19 protein-coding genes are annotated in these 18,734 nt (G+C 34.6%); 15 read left to right on the top strand and 4 right to left on the bottom strand.

The features are described 5' to 3' along the window. Positions 1-43: 43 nt before the first annotated feature. On the bottom strand, positions 44-622 hold the full coding sequence (gene gldD / locus B0I22_RS04415; RefSeq protein WP_133943442.1) for a gliding motility lipoprotein GldD: 579 nt from the start codon (positions 620-622) through the stop codon (positions 44-46). 121 nt (positions 623-743) lie between these two features. Here gldD and B0I22_RS04410 point away from each other — a divergent pair, with 121 nt between their 5' ends. The 4 genes from B0I22_RS04410 to B0I22_RS04395 all read left to right on the top strand — a co-directional run bounded on the left by B0I22_RS04410 (position 744) and on the right by B0I22_RS04395 (position 5,009). Further along, entirely contained in the window at positions 744-2,195 is a 1,452-nt protein-coding gene (locus B0I22_RS04410) for a hypothetical protein (RefSeq protein ID WP_133943441.1), read from the top strand. A gap of 108 nt (positions 2,196-2,303) precedes the next feature. After that, on the top strand, positions 2,304-3,170 hold the full coding sequence (locus B0I22_RS04405; RefSeq protein WP_027383822.1) for a sigma-70 family RNA polymerase sigma factor: 867 nt from the start codon (positions 2,304-2,306) through the stop codon (positions 3,168-3,170). Between the two features lie 134 nt (positions 3,171-3,304). Further along, positions 3,305-3,895, top strand: a complete 591-nt coding sequence (locus B0I22_RS04400; protein WP_133943440.1) for a hypothetical protein — start codon at positions 3,305-3,307, stop codon at positions 3,893-3,895. Between the two features lies 1 nt (position 3,896). Beyond that, positions 3,897-5,009 carry an FAD-dependent monooxygenase gene (locus tag B0I22_RS04395; protein WP_133943439.1) on the top strand — a complete coding sequence of 371 codons (1,113 nt, stop codon included), beginning with the start codon at positions 3,897-3,899 and terminating at the stop codon, positions 5,007-5,009. Between the two features lie 35 nt (positions 5,010-5,044). Here the strand turns inward: B0I22_RS04395 and B0I22_RS04390 are convergent, their stop codons facing one another. Next, on the bottom strand, positions 5,045-5,587 hold the full coding sequence (locus tag B0I22_RS04390) for a DUF1003 domain-containing protein (protein ID WP_133943438.1): 543 nt from the start codon (positions 5,585-5,587) through the stop codon (positions 5,045-5,047). Positions 5,588-5,836: 249 nt separating this feature from the next. Between B0I22_RS04390 and tyrS the strand changes: the two genes are divergently transcribed. Next, positions 5,837-7,132: a tyrosine--tRNA ligase gene (gene tyrS / locus B0I22_RS04385; RefSeq protein WP_133943437.1), complete on the top strand. Its 1,296-nt coding sequence runs from the start codon at positions 5,837-5,839 to the stop codon at positions 7,130-7,132. Between the two features lie 13 nt (positions 7,133-7,145). Then, positions 7,146-7,784, top strand: a complete 639-nt coding sequence (locus tag B0I22_RS04380; protein WP_133943436.1) for an alpha/beta hydrolase — start codon at positions 7,146-7,148, stop codon at positions 7,782-7,784. 168 nt (positions 7,785-7,952) lie between these two features. Here B0I22_RS04380 and B0I22_RS04375 read toward each other — a convergent pair whose 3' ends face one another. Then, positions 7,953-9,248, bottom strand: a complete 1,296-nt coding sequence (locus tag B0I22_RS04375; RefSeq protein WP_133943435.1) for an aminopeptidase P family protein — start codon at positions 9,246-9,248, stop codon at positions 7,953-7,955. A gap of 163 nt (positions 9,249-9,411) precedes the next feature. Between B0I22_RS04375 and B0I22_RS04370 the strand changes: the two genes are divergently transcribed. The 8 genes from B0I22_RS04370 to B0I22_RS04335 all read left to right on the top strand — a co-directional run bounded on the left by B0I22_RS04370 (position 9,412) and on the right by B0I22_RS04335 (position 17,436). After that, the gene (locus B0I22_RS04370; RefSeq protein WP_133943956.1) at positions 9,412-10,542 is read left to right on the top strand and encodes an alpha/beta hydrolase-fold protein; all 1,131 of its coding nucleotides are present in this window, start codon (positions 9,412-9,414) and stop codon (positions 10,540-10,542) included. A gap of 376 nt (positions 10,543-10,918) precedes the next feature. Further along, positions 10,919-11,278 carry a 30S ribosome-binding factor RbfA gene (gene rbfA / locus B0I22_RS04365; RefSeq protein ID WP_133943434.1) on the top strand — a complete coding sequence of 120 codons (360 nt, stop codon included), beginning with the start codon at positions 10,919-10,921 and terminating at the stop codon, positions 11,276-11,278. A 12-nt stretch (positions 11,279-11,290) separates the two neighbouring features. Continuing rightward, a complete protein-coding gene (locus B0I22_RS04360) occupies positions 11,291-12,493 on the top strand; it encodes an ABC transporter permease (protein WP_133943433.1) in 1,203 nt (400 codons plus the stop codon). 80 nt (positions 12,494-12,573) lie between these two features. Continuing rightward, entirely contained in the window at positions 12,574-13,116 is a 543-nt protein-coding gene (locus B0I22_RS04355; protein WP_133943432.1) for a tRNA methyl transferase PRC-barrel domain-containing protein, read from the top strand. Between the two features lie 13 nt (positions 13,117-13,129). After that, positions 13,130-14,140 (top strand): endonuclease, encoded by a 1,011-nt coding sequence (locus B0I22_RS04350; RefSeq protein ID WP_133943431.1) that lies wholly within the window; start codon positions 13,130-13,132, stop codon positions 14,138-14,140. Positions 14,141-14,335: 195 nt separating this feature from the next. Then, positions 14,336-15,418 (top strand): endonuclease, encoded by a 1,083-nt coding sequence (locus tag B0I22_RS04345; protein ID WP_133943430.1) that lies wholly within the window; start codon positions 14,336-14,338, stop codon positions 15,416-15,418. A gap of 199 nt (positions 15,419-15,617) precedes the next feature. Further along, a complete protein-coding gene (locus tag B0I22_RS04340; protein WP_133943429.1) occupies positions 15,618-16,682 on the top strand; it encodes an endonuclease in 1,065 nt (354 codons plus the stop codon). An 85-nt stretch (positions 16,683-16,767) separates the two neighbouring features. Further along, positions 16,768-17,436 (top strand): GDSL-type esterase/lipase family protein, encoded by a 669-nt coding sequence (locus tag B0I22_RS04335; RefSeq protein ID WP_133943428.1) that lies wholly within the window; start codon positions 16,768-16,770, stop codon positions 17,434-17,436. A gap of 230 nt (positions 17,437-17,666) precedes the next feature. Here B0I22_RS04335 and B0I22_RS04330 read toward each other — a convergent pair whose 3' ends face one another. Beyond that, complete coding sequence (locus B0I22_RS04330) at positions 17,667-18,317, bottom strand: J domain-containing protein (RefSeq protein WP_133943427.1); 651 nt, start codon at positions 18,315-18,317, stop codon at positions 17,667-17,669. A 156-nt stretch (positions 18,318-18,473) separates the two neighbouring features. On the opposite strand from B0I22_RS04330, the gene B0I22_RS04325 reads away from it, so the two are divergent. Next, complete coding sequence (locus B0I22_RS04325) at positions 18,474-18,713, top strand: hypothetical protein (RefSeq protein ID WP_133943426.1); 240 nt, start codon at positions 18,474-18,476, stop codon at positions 18,711-18,713. Positions 18,714-18,734 lie beyond the last annotated feature (21 nt).

The raw sequence follows: 18,734 nt of genomic DNA, 5'->3' as shown, positions 1-18,734 counted from the left end.
AAAGATGGATGTCCGAAGTTTTTTATATTGATTATATTTTTTATTATTTCTTGCTTTGATTGTCATTCTTATTCCATTCAAAAGAATCGATCAAATGCAAAAGGTCTTTTTTGATGTAATCCACAGCCGGCGCCAAAGAATCCGGACGCGGACGGGAATTGAAATATAAATTTCCGGTTACAAAATGTCTCGTACTATCTGTCACAAAAAACTGAATGTTTGAAGCCGATTGCCCCTTCAATTCGTAGAAATTTCCGTAAACATTTTTCTCTGGATACGCGAAAGATTTCGTGTCGATAGAACTTGCCTTGATTGTGTGCTCGTAAACCATCTTCTCCACTTCTTTCACGTGAAGATCAAAATCATTTTTGATGGGGAAATAAGTAATGAAAACGTTTGCCTTCATCCCAGGATAAGACAAATTGTACCAGCAAGACTGTTTTGCATCTTTGACTTTTGCAAAATCTGAATAGTCAAATGAGTAATCGCACGGTGCAGAAAAATTCAGATATTTCGGAGTTGGATATTCCAAACGCAGATCTCCTTTCGGTTTTGGAACCGGTTCTTTGCCGCAGGAGAAAAGTGATAAGCCTATGAAAACTCTGATCAGATTTTTAAACATTCCGCAAAAATAACAATTAGAATTGATACAAAGAATTTTGAATACTTAATTTTTGTTAAGAATAATTGATTTCCAATTAAATCCATTGTATAATTCATGTATATTTGAAAAAAACAAACCTATGAAACTTAGAAGCTTTACATTTATTTTGATTTTTATTTGTTCTATTAAAGTTTTTTCTCAAGATGTCAAAATCAAGAAAGATCAAATCTTAATTGATGGAACGCCTGCTGCTACCATAAAAAATCCTTACCGTGATCATTACGAGTATTTCAATTTAGCAGGAGAAAAACTTTTCACAGTAGACTTTAAAGGACTTGCGCAGGTTTCCAGTGCGCAACCATTACAATATTTGGAGGTGATTTCGGGAGATGGAACTCAAAAAGCCACAATCCAACATGAGGTTTTAAAAGCTTCTTTCAGTGTGCAGAATATCATTACACATAATCTTACAGTAAAATATGGTGTTTTCACAAAAAATGGTGTAGATAAAACGGCATTAGACAAACTTTTCAATAATACCAGCGCAGAAGTTAACAATGTTGCAGCTCAGGAAATACAAAGAGCCCAAGAAAGAGCAACTAAAATTAATTCTATCAAAATGAGTGTTGCACCGGCAATCTCAGGACAAGATATTATTGGAACCCAAAACATGAGCGTTAGAAAAGTTATTGGAAGAATAGAATTTGGACAATGCAGCGCCTTTGATACTAATAATTGCATACAGGTTTTCGATTTGGACAAAAACAGAATTGCCACTGTCAAAAATGAAAAAGAAGGCTTTAAAAAATATAAGGTTGAAACTTATGATGACAAAACTTTCTATTACAATGCCGCAAAATCATATTTAAGAGGAGATCCAGCTTTTGGTGAAGAGTTTCTAGCCGTCCTGATGGCAGAAGGTTATATGCTGGGACATCAAGCAAAAACTTTAAGAGGTCAAATCTTAGACGCTAAAATTGCAGACGCAAAAGTTAGATCTGCAAACATCTACAATACCGATGGCTACGTGATAGACAAAGATGGGAAGAAAATGACAGGAAGTTTGACGATCTATTTTCAAAAACTTGACATTGATAGAACTGGCGATGTGTTGCCCACAGATTACGCAGACAAATTCGGTCAAAGATTGATGGTAAAATATAACAATGAGAAAAAACAACCAAGAACCAAAACCATCAATGCTTCTTCTGGTGCCAAATTCTGTATCGAGACAGAAAATGGAGAAACGTGTTATATCGGTTTGGGAGTGAAAGGTGAGGCGATGAAAAAGCTTACAAACATCAACGATCTTAGTTTTAACAATGCGTATTTCTACACTTTAATTTATGAAGACAAAGGCATCCAAATTCTTCAAGATCCTGTAGAAAAAGAAAAATTCGTTGTGAAAATTGATAAAGAAGATAAAGGTCTGATGCTAGACAGAAGTTCTGATGATACAGAAGCAAACAGACTGATAGATTATCTGAAGACTTGTAAAGAATTGGCAGATGACATCAAAAAGAAAAACTTTAACATCAAGGATGTGAATGATTTGATTCAAATCGCAAAAGAATATGCTACTTGCAAATAAACATTTCATAATATTCTCATAAAATTGTTTCATTAATAAAATATTTGTAACCTTTTTGATGTTGTGATCGTATAATATAATGCAACCTAACAGAATGAGGTTTTTATAATGAGACAATTAAAAATTACAAAACAGGTTACCAACAGGGAAACCGCATCACTAGACAAGTATCTGCAAGAGATTGGAAAAGTTGAATTGATTACCGCTGACGAGGAGGTAGATTTGGCTCAGAGAATCCGCGCTGGCGACAGAGCTGCGTTGGAGAAATTGATCAAAGCCAACTTACGTTTCGTGGTTTCGGTTTCTAAACAGTATCAAAATCAAGGACTTTCTCTTCCCGATCTAATCAACGAAGGAAATCTTGGTCTAATGAAAGCGGCGAAAAGATATGATGAGACGAGAGGTTTCAAATTTATCTCCTACGCTGTTTGGTGGATTCGTCAATCGATTTTGCAGGCTTTGGCAGAGCAGTCGAGAATTGTAAGATTGCCATTGAATAAGATTGGTTCTATCAACAAGATCAACAAAGCTTATGCTCACTTGGAGCAAGAGAACGAAAGACCACCTTCTCCGGAAGAATTGGCAGAAGTTCTGGATATGAGCGAGGAAGACATCAAGGAATCTATGAAAAACAGTGGTCGTCACCTATCGATGGATGCGCCACTTGTGGAAGGTGAAGATTCTAACCTTTATGACGTTTTGCGTTCGGGTGAATCTCCAAGTCCAGATAAAGATTTGATGTTGGAATCTCTACAAATCGAAATCGAAAGAGCGCTTCAAACTTTGACGCCAAGAGAGGCGGATTTGGTAAGATTGTATTTCGGATTGAACGGAAAACATCCAATGACTCTTGAAGAAATCGGTGAAACTTTTGACCTTACGAGAGAGAGAGTTCGTCAGATCAAAGAAAAAGCAATCAAAAGATTGAAACACAATACAAGAAGTAAGATATTGAAATCTTACCTTGGAAAATAAAAATTAGTAAAATTGGGTTCCCTTTAGGGTTGGGGCAAAACCAATTTTTGATAATTTTAATATAATTGAAGCAAGACTTTTTGGTCTTGCTTTTTTTGTTTTAATAATTAACTTTGTTAAAAGCGATATTAACTATGAAAAAAACTTTCTTATTCCTTTCTCTTATTTTGTCCGTTTATTCTTGTAAAGAAAATAATTCTGATAAGAATGAAATTGTTGAAAAGGCTGCAGAAAATACAGAATCCAATTTTTCAATAAAAAGGATGAGCAAAAGCCAGGATATTTTAAATGGAATCTATTCGGAATTACTAAAGAATGATGCTGAACTTCAAAAACTTGATGAAAAAATTAATTCAATACAAAATGATGGTAAAATATTAAAGAATATTAATAGTGATATTGTCAGTAATTCAGATGATTACTACTTATTAGCAAAGAATAGTGCAAAATCAATTCAAGATTCTATTATGAGAAAAGAAATTCTCGGACTTGTAGAAAATAGTTCAGACAAGTTTAGTGTAAATAAAAATAAACTCGAGGAACTTAAAAAACAAGTCAGACTTAATAACAATAGAATTTTTAGTTTTTATCAGGCTTTAAAAATCAGAAGAACAATTCCTGAAATTGAAAAATATCAGAAAGCTCATCCTCTGAATACTGATAGTCTGAATCAGTTTATTAATAAACAAAATCAATTGCTGAACGAATTGAAAAATATGAAATAATATGAGCATCTCAATTATCGGTGGCGGAATTGGCGGTTTGACTTTGGGAAATGTTCTGAAGCAACACCACATCGATTTCAAAATCTATGAAAGTGCGCCGGAAATAAAACCCGTCGGAGCTGGAATTGCAATGGCTGGAAATGCAATGCAGATCTTCGACAAACTCGGATTGAAAGAGAAAATCGAGAATGCAGGAACCAAAATGCAAGCTTTAATTATCACTGATGAAAATCTTAAAACGATTTCAAAAACCGACGTTCTGAAACTTGAGAGCAAATACAATGTTTGCAATATTGCGATTCACAGAGCAGAACTTCAAAAAGTCTTGAGCGAGAATATTTCAGAAAACATCATTCTAAATAAACGTCTTTCGACAATTGAGAAAAAAGAAAATTACCATTTGACTTTTGAAGACAAAACTGAAATCGAAAGCGAAATCATCTTCGGAGCTGACGGAGTGAAATCTTTGATTCGAAACCAAATCCTAAAATCTGGCGAAATACGAGAAGCCAAACAAAAATGTTGGCGAGGCATTCTAACTAAAGAAATCCCAGAAAAATACAGCCACAATGCTTACGAAATGTGGGGAAAAGGAAAACGTTTCGGCTTTGTGAAGATTAAGGAAAATACTTTGTATTGGTACGCGTTGGTGAACGAGAAATTCTATTCTAAGGACATTGATTTATTAGAAACATTTAAAGAATTTCATCCTGATATTTTGGAAATGATTGGTAAAACTTCGAAAGAAAATATCATTCTGAATGACATCATCGACCTAAAACCAATAGAAAATTGGACAGCTGAAAACCTTTGTTTGATTGGAGATTCTGCACACGCCACAACCCCAAATATGGGACAAGGCGGTTGCCAAGCGGTGGAAGATGCTTACATCATCGGAAAACTTTTAGAAACTGAAAAAGATTGGAATAAAGTTTTTTATCAATTCGAAAAAATCAGAAAATCAAAAGTCAATCACATTGTGAAAATGAGTTGGACGCTTGGGAAAGTTGCGCAATGGGAAAACTTGACTGGACTTCGGAATTTTGTTTTTAGGAATATTCCGGAAAGTGTGAATCAGAAACAGATGGAGAAGATTCTGAAATTGGAATTGTAGTTTTTATTGGTCTTCGAGAGCCTCAAACTGACACACTACTCTTCTTTTTTCAAACTTTCAATCAAACCTTCAAGTTCTTTGATTTTATCTTTTAAGTTCTTGATGTCGTTTTTATTATTGGAAACTTTACTTTTCAACATTACCGTTCTGGCACGTTCGCTGTGGTCTTCGTCGTCATCGTCCTCGTTGATTTCTTCAACATCTTCCTGAATTTCGTCAATATCTTCTTGAATTTCCTCTACATCTTCCTGGATTTCTTCGATGTCTTCCTGGATTTCATCAATATCTTCTTGGATTTCATTTACATCTTCCTTCAAATCCTCGATATGTTCTGTACTTTTATTGACAGACATTTGGATGAAAATCGCCAAATAAATCGCTTCTAACGAAACAACAGTCGTGAGAACCAATAACATATGTTCGAACTCAACGATATTGAAAATCGGCAAAGCAAAAGATATGATAAAGAAAATTGTATGGAAAACCAACGACTGAATAGAACCTACCCACCAGATGATTCCATTGGCAATTTTTTCTAAAACGCTGAGTTTTTCTTGGTTCTCTTCTGTGATTTTCATTGCTGGATTTATTTTAATTAATGTAAACCTTGAATTCCTACAGTAAAAAATTAAGCTGAATATTTATATTAATACGATTCAAAAATTCAAGAACACCACAAAAATAACTTAAAATTAGAAAAGTTTTTATAAAAATCATTTCATTGACTTAAAAGTTCAAAGCAATAGTAATTCTAAAAATAATAATTTCAAATCCGGAAATGAACTACCACTTCAAATCCTTATCTTTGCACGAAATTTTTTAAGACAATGAATGCATTTATCGAAGAGCTAAAATGGCGCGGACTTTTTTCTGATATGACGCCGGGAACGGAAGATCAACTGGATAAAGAAATGACAAAAGCTTACATTGGGTTTGACCCAACTGCGGATTCTTTGCATATCGGAAGCCTTATCCAAATCAAAATCTTAGCCCACTTCCAGCAACACGGTCATCAGCCGATTGCCTTGGTTGGAGGTGCGACAGGAATGATTGGTGATCCTTCCGGCAAATCTGCAGAACGTAATCTTTTGAGTGAGGAGACGCTACTCTATTACGTGGATTGTCTGAAAAACCAATTATCAAGATTCCTAGAATTTGATGGCGATGGCGACAACAAGGCGATTCTTGTCAACAATTACGATTGGATGAAGAATTTCACTTTCCTTGATTTTGCTAAAAATATTGGAAAGCACATCACTGTGAATTATATGATGGCAAAAGATTCCGTAAAGAAGCGTTTCTCCGGAGATTCTGGCGTGGACGGGATGAGTTTTACGGAGTTTACTTACCAGCTTTTACAAGGTTACGATTACCTTCACCTTTACCAAAACGAAGGCGTGAAACTTCAAATGGGAGGTTCTGACCAATGGGGAAATATCACGACCGGAACAGAACTGATCCGTAGAAAAGCACAAGGCGAAGCTTACGCATTGACTGTTCCTTTGATTACAAAAGCAGACGGATCGAAATTCGGAAAGTCAGAAAGTGGAGAGAATTATTGGTTGGATGCCAAGAAAACGTCGCCTTACAAATTCTACCAATTTTGGCGAAACGCAACTGATGCTGACGCAGAAAGATTTATCAAATTCTATACTTTCCTTCCAAAAGAGGAAATAGAAGCTTTAATCGAAGAACATAAATTAGCAACGCACGAATGGAAACTTCAAAAGAAATTGGCAGAAGAAGTAACGATTTGGGTTCACGGGAAAGAAGAATTTGAAAAAGCATTGAAAGCTTCTCAAATCCTTTTTGGACAGTCAACTGCAGAAGATTTGGTTAGTTTGGATGAAGAATTATTCCTTCAGGTTTTTGACGGTGTTCCTCAAAAAGAATTGTCAAAATCAGAAACGATTGGAGCTAACATTATTGATTTGATTTCTGAAAAAACAGGTTTCCTAAAATCTAAAGGCGAAGCTAAAAGAGAATTAGCTGGAAACTCAATTTCTATTAATAAAACTAAGGTTGGAGAAGATTATTCAGTTTCGGAAAATGATTTAATTGATGGGAAATTCTTATTAATTCAAAAAGGAAAGAAGAATTATTTCATTGTTTCTGTCAATTAATTTTTAATAAAAAATGGATTTAAAATACCTCGTAAGAGAACCTCAAAATATCACCTCAAAAACGCCAATTCTGTTTATGCTACACGGCTACGGAAGTAATGAAGAGGATTTGTTCAACTTCGTTCCGACTTTGCCAGAAGATTGGTTGGTCGTGAGTTTCCGCGCTCCAAATGATTCAAGTTATGGCGGATTTGCCTGGTTTGAAATTGACTTCAACAGTCCAGAAAATTTCCTTGAAGAAAATGAAGGAAACGAAGCCGTAAAATTAGTAATGGAAAACATCCTAAAAGTAACCAACAGATATGGATTGACCAACAACCCGACTCATCTTTGTGGTTTCAGCCAAGGTGGAATTATTGTTTATTCTTTGGCTTTACAGTATCCAGATTTGTTCTCAAAAATCGCTTGTTTAAGCGCTTTCCCAGAGGAAAAAATGTTGAAGAACTTGGTAAAGGACAAAAAGAAAATTGAAAAATTGCGTTTCTTCGTTTCGCACGGAACAGACGACGCGATTATTCCTTTCGAATGGGGAAAAAAAGGAGCGGATTTGCTTTATGATTTGAGCGCTTATTTCTCTTTCCGAGAATATATGAGTGGACACGGTGTGAACCAAAAGAATTATCTGGATCTGATGGATTTTTTCAAAAAATAATCTTGGCATCCAATTTGCGTTATCATATCCACAACACGAATGAATTAAAAATTTGTTAAACAATGAGCCCTCTTATATAAAACATAAGCGGGCTTTTTTACACACATACTTATCATAAAAAATCCGCAATTATAAAAACTGCGGATTCATATATTTTAATTCAATTTTTTAATTCATCAAATCTTCAATTTCTTCTACTGTAATTGGAATGTTGGCCATCATATTAAATGGTTTTCCAGTTTCTTGGATCACATAATCATCCTCGATTCTTACGCCAAAACCTTCGACAGGAATATAGAATCCAGGCTCGTTTGTAAAGACCATATTTTCCACAAAATCATCGGTCAAAATTCCGTAATCGTGCGTGTCCAATCCCATATGATGAGATGTTCCGTGCATCATAAACTTCTTGTAAGCCGGCCATTTTGGGTCTTCATTCTGAACATCCGCTTTGTCTATCAAACCTAATTGAAGCAATTCCGAAGTGTAAACCTCTCCCATTTCTTTGTGGAATCTGTACCAGTTATTACCAGCAACCAAACGATCTTCCGCTTCCTCTTTGCATTTCAAAACAGCGTTGTAAACTTTCTTTTGTCTTTCAGAATATCTTCCGTTTACCGGAATTGTACGCGTTAAATCTGAGGAATAATTCGCATATTCTGCACCAACATCCAAAAGAATCACGTCGCCATCTTTGCATTGCATATTATTTGCGATGTAATGCAAAACATTCGCATTATTTCCACTTGCGATGATTGGCGTGTAGGCAAAACCTTTGCTTCTGTTTCTCACAAATTCGTGGATCAATTCCGCTTCAATTTCGTATTCCCAAACATTTGGTTTGATGAAACTTAGCAATCTTCGAATTCCCTTTTCTGTGATGTTACAAGCATTTTGAATCAAAGCCAATTCTTCGGGTTCTTTGATGCTTCTCAAACGTTGTAAGATTGGATTGCTTCTTTTATAATTGTGCATCGGGAAATCCGCTTTGATTTTTTTGATAAAACGGTCTTCTCGGAGCTCAGTTTCTACAGCATTTCTATAATGTTCGTTTTTATTAAGATAAACATTTTCAGCTTCGTACATCAATGACTTAAAGACTTTATCGAAGTCGCTTAGCCAATAAACAGTTTTGATTCCCGAAGTTTCAAACGCTTGATTTTTATCTAATTTTTCGCCTTCCCAAACTGCAATGTGTTCGTTGGTTTCTCTCAAGAACAAAATCTCACGATTCTCCTCCAAATAAGCGTCTGGGAAAATCACCAAAATACTTTCTTCCTGATCTACACCACTCAGATAAAAAATATCGCGGTGTTGCTGAAAAGGCATCGTGGAATCGGCGCTGATGGGATAAATATCATTGGAATTGAAAACTGCCAAAGATTTTGGTAATAGTTTTTCGGCAAATTTCTTTCTGTTTTTTACGAAAAGTGAACTTGGGATTTGTTCGTATTTTGTTGTCATTTTAAAAATAGATATTAGATATTAGGCTTTGGTTGATCGAATAAACATCAATTAAAGCGTTCCAAATTTACAAAACCTAAAAAGATTAAAATTAAAATTAAGGCTTAAATTTTTCATAAAATATAAATCCAAAGATGTGAGACAAATTATTACTTTTACTTTTATGAAAAATCTGGCTTTAATCTTTACATTGTTCTTTATCGCAGTGCAATCACAAATCACATTTCGGATAACTAAACTTCCTCAAAACACGGAGGAAAATGCGAAATTATATTTGGCTTCCAATCTTAATGGATGGAAAGCGGATGATTCTCAATTTGAATTTAAGAAAGACAATAATGGTTTTTATAGTTTGACAATTCCAAATCAAACTCAAAAAATCGAATATAAAATCACGAAAGGAAGTTGGGATTTTTCCGAAACCGATGAAAACGGAAACGGAATCCCAAACCGAATTTTGGAAAATCCCGAGAAAATTCAAACCCTAAATCTGGAAGTAAAAAACTGGAGTTCACCGAAAGAAAAAATTCATACAGCAACTTCAAATGTGAAAATATTGAATGAGAACTTCAATATTCCACAACTTAAAACGACTCGAAAAATCTGGATATATCTCCCACCCGATTATGAAACTTCGAAGAAAAAATATCCCGTGATCTATATGCACGATGGACAAAATCTCTTCGATGAGTTCACAAGTTTTTCCGGAGAATGGAGCGTTGACGAAACCCTGAACGAACTCTATAAAGAAACCGGAAAATCCGCAATCGTCATCGGAATTGATAATGGCGGAGAAAAACGATTGGCAGAATATTCACCTTGGAATAATGAGAAATATAAAACTATTGGCGAAGGCGATTTGTACGTAGAATTTCTTGCAAAAACGCTGAAACCTTACATCGATAAAACTTACAGAACCGAAAAGCAAGCTTCAAAAACTTTGATTATGGGAAGTTCGATGGGCGGATTGATTTCGCTTTATGCTTCGGCAAAATATCCGTCTGTTTTTGGAAAAGCGGGAATTTTCAGTCCGGCTTTTTGGTTTGTTTCGGCGGATTTGAAAAAATATTTGAACATTAGAAAAAATAATCTCAAGAATTCTAAATTCTATTTTGTAGCAGGAAAAAATGAGGATGAAACTATGGCTCCGGAAATTGAAAACGTGGAAAAATTATTATTAAAGAAATCGGTTCCGGAAAAGAATATCTTTGTGAAAATAGATGAAGACGGAACACATACAGAAAGCTATTGGAAACGTGAATTGAAGGCGAGTTTGATTTGGTTGATGGAATAATATTTTTTACAATAAATATTAATTTAAATGGCTAATTCGAGAATTATATTCTTAAAAAATATGTCGGAGCTTCGCACCTTTGAGTCTTGGTCTTTATTAATTTTCTACCAATATTTCGAGACTTCGTCTCTTTGAAATTGATAAGAGAAGTTCAACTATTGACAAATATTTGATTGAAATTGAAATGTTTGAACTTTGCGAAGCTGCAGCCCGACTTGAGTGGAAATCCTTTTTTGTGGCTGGAAAAGCCAAGGCAAAAAGATTGGGAACGGAAGGCGGATAAAGCTGCCCTAAGAACTAATAATATCAAAAGCTTCATTCTCAGCCGAAATTGCTTCCCAAAAATCAAAACAAAAACACTAAATTTGCAACATTTATGGAAAGTAACAGACAACGAAAAGTAGCACAGATCATTCAGGAAGATATGGCGGAAATCTTCCGCAAACAGGCATCAGAAAGCAAACAGAGCTTTTTGGTTTCGGTTTCTGATGTGAAAGTGACAGCGGATCTTAGCATCGCAAAAATATATCTTAGCATCTTCCCTGCGGATTTGCGCCAACCAATTTTGAAGGAAATCAATACCAACAATTCTTTTTACCGCAATTACATCGGACAAAAGATGGGTAAACAAGTGCGAATCATTCCGCAGTTGGCTTTTTATATTGACACAAGTCTGGACGATGTAGAACGCATCGAAAGAGAGCTGAAAGGCGAAGGCGACAATCCAATTCTTTAATTTTTCGCGAGTTTGAAAAATGCTTTTTACATAGCATCCCGATACCTGATTTCCAAAAAAGGAAGTACGGCAGTGACGTTTATCACGTGGCTTGCGGCGTTTGCTATGGTTGCAGCGGTGGCGGCTATGTTCATTATTATTTCGGTTTTTTCTGGTTTGGAGGAACTTAATAAGGATATGATCGCCAATCTTCACGCGGATCTTACGATAAAAAGCAAAACAGGAAAAGTACTTCCTGAAATTGATAAAATAAGTCAATCTCTAAAGAATAATTCTGAGATCTCTCATTTTTCAAAAGTGATTGAGGAAAAGGTCTATCTCGGCTACAAAGATAATGGTGAAATTGCCTATTTGCGAGGCGTAGATTCGGCCTACATACAAGTGAATCCTATCAATGAAAGTGTTTTCTACGGGAAATATCCGGACTTCAAATACAATAATGAAGTCATTATGGAAAATGGTTTGGACAACCGACTATCACTTCCTGTGAACTCTACTCAGGATTTTGCAACGATCTTGATGCCGAAACCAGGAAAAGGAATCATCCAACAGGAAAATGATATTTTCAACAAAAAAGACATCTATGTGAGCGGGATTTTTCCCGGAAATGACCAGTTGGATAATTATATCGTTTCACCTTTGGAATTGGCTCAGGAACTTTTGGGATTGCCGAAATCAGCTTGCTATCAAATTGTTATCAAACTGAAAAATCCAGCAAATTCTAATCTTATCAAATCAAAACTGACGCAAGAATTTGGAAATAAAATCATCGTCAACACAAAATCTGAGGAAAATGCGGCTTTTTGGAAAATGATCAATACTGAAAAGTTGATGATCTATCTGATTTTTGGTTTGGTGATTTTCATTACAACTTTCAATTTGGCTGGCGCAATCACGATTCTCCAACTGGATAAAAAGGATCAAGCTAAATCTTTGATTGCTTTAGGTTTTAGCAAAAGAGATTTGAGGCTGACTTATTTCTTCACAGGATTGTTGATTGTTTTCTTTGGAGTGCTTTGCGGGTTGATAATTGGATCTGCTATTTCTTTTGTTCAGATAAAAACCGGGTTTTTCCGAGCAAGCGAGAATCTGGCTTTCCCTGTGAAGATAGAACTCTTCAATTATTTCATTGTTTCCGCTGTGGCAATGTTCTTTGGAGTTACGATTTCTTTCTTGTTTTCAAAAATCAACAAACGCTATCTGACTGAAAAATAAAAATTTGCGTATTCGTTTTTTTATTAACTTAGTCGCCCGTTTCTCATTATTATAGAATAACTGATAAAGGGCTTTAAGAAATGAAAGACAAAGGACAAATTGTAGAAATACTTGCCTCATCATCATTGTATAATGAAGATGTTCTTAATTTTTTGACCAAAAAAGAAGAATTAATTTGGTATTCAACTCCCAAAACATACGATCTATTTGATGGTATATTGATTGGTGGACACCAAGGAATTGAAAATTTTAAATTAGGTCAACGAAGAAAAACATCAAGTGGCGGACATCAATTGCCATTGTATGTAATTTCAATAGATCAAAATGAAAACAGAATATTTGTTGGAGCGGGAAATAACCATCCTGGGCTTTTAGTTAAAGTACTTAGAATTTTAAAAAAAGATTTACAATTAGAAGATACAGATACATTCTTTTTAAATAATAATTTTGAACCTGTAGTTGTGAAAGTTTATTTTGATGAAGAATATTTATTAGATAATGTAAAGCTTTATTACGATAAAGAGGAATTATTTTTAGAATTTCCGGAATCCATTAATATCTATAAATATAAGAATGCAAGCATTTATCACAACGAGACCTTTTTAGCAACAATAAACATCTAAAAACAATTTTAATATGAAAATAAAACTATCATTTTTAGCAATCATTACTTCAATCGTAATATTTGCACAAACCGCACCGTCGTATTACAACGGAATTGATTTTACAAAAACAGGTAATGCTCTAAAAACACAACTTACTACGTTGATTACAAATACCCATACTGTGAAAATCAGTTACTCTCAATTACGAGATGAGTTAAAAATTAGCGACAAAGATCCTGCTGTTCCGAATAACATTTTGTTAGTTTATGGTTCACAGACTTCAGGAATTCACCAAAGAAGTCGCGCGGCCAACCCAGAAAGTGGCTGGAACAGAGAACACGTTTTCGCACAATCTTTAGGAACTCCTGCATTGGGACAATCTGGCGCTGGCTCAGATGGACATCATTTAAGACCTTCTGATATACAATTAAATAGCAACAGAGGAAATTTATTTTTTGCCGATGGATCAGGAGCGACAGCTTATGCAACCAACGGAGGTTGGTTTCCTGGGGACGAATGGAAAGGTGATATTGCAAGAATCATAATGTACACTTATGTAAGGTATCCTACACAATGTTTACCGAAAAATGTTACTAAAGGCCCATTTACTTATTCAGCAGATATGGCTGATATTTTGTTAAAATGGAATGCAGAAGATCCCGTATCAGCATTTGAAATCCAAAGAAACAACCATTTCTTTGGCGTACAGAAAAATAGAAACCCGTTTATAGATAATCCATATCTTGCTACCGTAATCTGGGGCGGACCGAAAGCTCAGAATACTTGGCCAAACACAATTTTAGCTACTGGTGAAGTTACAAACAAAATAATATCAGTATATCCAAATCCTGTAAGAAACAATGAACTTTTCATCAATGGGATTAGCAATGATGCAGAGGTTAAAATTTATAATTTGACTGGTCAATTGGTTCAAACTATAAGCAATGTAAAAAATAATCAGAAAATTATACTGAAAAATTTACCAAAAGGAGTTTATATCTTGAAAGCGGGAGAATTAAACACCAAATTAATTATTGACTAATAGGTAAAATTTATAATTTAAAAAAGACAGGAATTATTTTCTGTCTTTTTTTATTTTATTACTCACCTTAACTATCTATTACATTTTAAGCAAATAAAACATATCGAATTTTATTTCTTAACAACTCCTATGTTAATAATTAATAACACCATTGGTTTAATTAATTTTATACCTTTAGCGCCCTAATTATTTCAAATGAAAAAATCTATCCTTATTTTAATGACTGGATTCTTCGGCTTTGCGAATGCCCAGATTCCTACAGGTTATTACGACGGCACATCCGGACTTACTGGATATCCGTTGAAAACAAAATTATCCCAAATCATCACAGCGGGTTACAGCCAGCATTCTTATGATGATTTAGATAGCCAATATCCTTCCAGTGATGCTGATAAATATTATGAAAAGGATAACACCGTTCTTGATATTTACTCTGAGAATCCATCTGGCGCAGATCCTTACAATTATAATTTTGGTCAAAAAAAATGTGGAAACTACTCTGTTGAGGGCGACTGTTATAATAAAGAACATACTGTTCCTCAAAGTTTATTCAATCAAAGACTACCAATGAGAAGTGACATCCATCACGTTCTGCCTACAGATGGTAAAGTGAATGGAATGAGAAGCAACTATCCGTTTGGTAGAGTGAACAATCCTAGCTACACTTCTAAAAATGGTGGAAAAGTAGGACCTAACGCAACGCCAGGCTCTACATACAGTGGTTCTGTTTTTGAGCCTATCAATGAGTTCAAGGGAGATATTGCAAGATGCCTTTTGTATTTTGTAACACGTTATCAGAGTCAACTTTCTGGTTTTTCTAGTGGTAACATTCTAAACACAAGTAATGTTAATCAAGGTCTTGTAACTTGGGAACTAAACATTCTTTTACTTTGGCATCAGCAAGATCCTGTTTCTCAAAAAGAAATCGATCGAAATAATTCTGCATATCTATATCAAAAAAATAGAAACCCTTTCATCGATCATCCAGAATGGGTTACTAGTATTTGGGGAACTTCTCCACTTGCTGTGGATGATGCTAACTTTTCTAAAAATTTGAGCATCGCACCAAATCCTGTGAAAGGAAATGTAATTTCTGTTTCTGGCGACAAGGATTTGAAACAATTCAAAACGGCAATGATCTATAATATGATTGGTCAAAATGTTCAAACAATTGAAAATCCTTTCCAAAACGGAAATACAATTAAACTTAATAATTTACCAAAAGGCGTTTATATCCTAAAAACTGGAGAATTAAACACCAAGTTTATTATCGATTAATTAATAAAAATTATCATAGCTAAAAGACAGGAATTATTTTCTGTCTTTTTTTTATTTCATAAGTAAATAATTTCCATTAACCATTTTAACAAGAATAAAATCAATATAATTATAAAGAATCTTCTACCTTGTTAAGAACTCATTACTTTTGCTATTAATATATTTTATACCTTAGTCGCCCTAAATAATTTTTCTTGAAATGAAAAAATCTATTCTTTTACTTTTAGTTGGTTTTTCGGGTTTTATGAATGCCCAAATCCCAACAGGTTATTACAGCCAAACAACTGGTCTCACAGGTTTCCCTTTAAAAACAAAACTTAGAGACATTGTTACAAACGGTCATCAAGACAAAAACTACAACTGGGTAGTTTTCGCTACGGCGGACAGAGATAAATACTATGAGAATGATAACTCTGTTATGGATATTTATTCCGAAAATCCGACAGGTACAGATCCTTACAATTATACAATCGTAACAGATCAGTGTGGTTCATCAAATGGTCCTGAAGGAACTTGCTACAACAGAGAACACACAATTCCTAAATCTACGTTTGATGATAGAACGCCGATGCATAATGACTATCATCATCTATTAGCAACGGATTATCAAGTCAACGGAAAAAGAAGTAACTATCCTTATGGTGAAGTGGGAACTGCAAGCTGGACTTCAAAAAACGGCTCTAAATTGGGAAACAGTAAACTAAATGGCTATGGCGGAATTGTTTTCGAACCAATCAATGAGTTTAAAGGTGATATTGCCAGAATCTATTTCTATTTTGCTACACGTTATGAAAACGAAATTCAGAGTTTTGTTTACGACATGTATGATGGATCTAAAACCAAAGTTTTCAAAGAACCTTTCTTAAACATGTTGTTGAGATGGCATCAGCAAGATCCTGTTTCTCTGAAAGAAATCGACAGAAACAATGCGGTTTACAACTATCAAAAAAACAGAAACCCATTTGTAGATCATCCAGAATATATTGCGCAAATCTGGGGAACTGTGATGGCTGTGGATGATGCTTCTTTCTCTAAAAATCTACAAATTGCTCCAAATCCTGTGAAAGGAAGCACAATTACTGTGACTGGTGACAAAGATTTGAAACAATTCAAAAAAGCATTCATCTACAATACGGTTGGACAAAACGTACAAACGATTGAGAATCCCTTCCAAAATGGAAATACATTGACTTTGAAAAATTTGCCAAAAGGTGTTTACATCTTGAAAACGGGAGAATTGAACACTAAATTTATTGTTGATTAATACTCTTAACAAATTATAAAACCCAAGGAACAGTTGCCAAAAGCAACTGTTTTTTTGTACCTTGAAACTTCAAAAAAATTTAAAAATGAAATTGAACAAACACCTTTTCCAAAGAATTCTATTCCTAGCTTTTATTCTCAACTCTCTCTTGTTTTTCGGTCAGGAAAAACCATTTTGGAAAGAAGTTCAGGAATTTAAAAAAATTAATAAAGAAAATCCGATTTCTAAAAAACCAATACTTTTGGTGGGAAGTTCTTCTTTCACGTATTGGAAAGATGTGAATGAATATTTTCCTAACAAAAACATTGTCAATCGTGCTTTTGGCGGGTCAAGATTACTGGATTTGAATTATTATGCAGATGACCTTTTGGATCCTTACAAACCGAGACAAATTATTATCTATTGCGGAGAAAATGACGTAGCGACGGATAATCCAACTGCAGCAGAAGTTTTCGAAAGATTTAAAACATTTTTCAGGAAGATTCGCCAGAAATATCCGAGAGTTCCAGTTGCTTATGTTTCCATTAAACTTTCTCCAAGCCGTCAGCAATTTTGGCCAATTGTAAAGGAAGTCAATCAGATGATAGAATCTTATCTTAAAACTCAAAAGCGCGCAGAATACATTGATATTACTGAGATCATGAATGATTCAGAAGGAAAAGTCCGCACCGATATTTTTCTGGATGATATGCTTCATATGAAACCCGAAGGTTATAAGCTTTGGACAAAAGTGATGGCGCCTTATTTAAAATAATCTCCGATAACTCTCTGAAAGCATTGTGGATAAAATAACAAAAAATTAATTTTCTATTTGTATTTATTCTAAATTAACTTATATTTGCAGCTATGATTCCACAAGTTATAGCATTCAAAATTGCACCACTCGCGCCAGCTTTCAGAAATGACGAAATGATGTATTGTGACAAGAAAAAATGTTGTAAAAAATTTAAAAAAGGAAAACGTTGTAAAAAATGTCCGGGCAGATTAAAAATCAGCTAACAGCCATACAATAATCATAGCAACCAATGCTAAAAATATAATGAGAGAAACCAATCTTTGTGATTTGGTTTCTTTTTTTTGCGTTTGTTGGTAGGTATTTGTCGAATTGCTCAACGTTTCTTTCTCAAAAGAATCCGATTGACTTTCCGCCAATTCTGTAATCGTAATTCCTTGAACTATGGTTTTATGAAGCACAGTATTCGTAGCGTGGAGCAAAATCTGAAATTTCCCTTGAGAGTCAAATTCTTTAATTCTAATGGTCCTTTCACCGTTGGGCTTCTCCAATCCGAAAGGTATTATCTTCACCAAATCTGCATCATAAGTATTCCAATAAACGGTAATTTCTTCGCCTGCTTTCGCACGAATTTTACTCGCAGAAAAATTCTTGATTTTCGGTGGTAGAATGCTTTTCACATTTCTCTGCTGGCTGGAAAGATTTCGGTCGTACAACTTTCTTCTTCCCGCATCCATCAAAGTTTCATAAGCTTCTTTGATTTCCTTAAAACGATCCGAGAAAAAGTCATCGTTCTCATTCTTATCCGGATGATACTTCAGAGAGAGTTTTCGATAGGCTTTTTTGATGTCTTCTGCAGAAGCATTTTGAGGAATTCCGAGAAAGTAATAGTAATCCTTCACAGAACAAATTTAATAAATTCAAAGCTTGAAAAACAAAAATTAGAAAGCCTAATTCCGATTATATTAATAGAATCTGTCATTAACCTAAAAAAATATTTTAAAGTAAACCAAACCAGTTAGCGTCTTCCTAAATGTAAAACGTAAAATTTTAAAATAATGAAAAAAGGAATTTTGGCAATCGCAGGATTGGCCGTAATAGCAGTTATCGCTAAAAAAGCACAAAGAAGAAAAGCATTCGTAAAAGGGATTTTTGACGAATACGATGTGAAGGAAAGAACACCTTTTGGTTTCGCAGACAGAATCAGAACTTTGAGTGATGAAGATTACTCCGAACTAAAAAATAAAATCAAATCTGAGTTTGAAAGCAAGTGTTGCCGTACAAAAGTTGCAAACTAAATCCAATGAACAAAAAAAAGG

Source organism: Epilithonimonas xixisoli, assembly GCF_004365655.1.
Lineage (GTDB): Bacteria > Bacteroidota > Bacteroidia > Flavobacteriales > Weeksellaceae > Epilithonimonas > Epilithonimonas xixisoli.
This window is presented reverse-complemented; position numbering and strand designations above follow the sequence as displayed.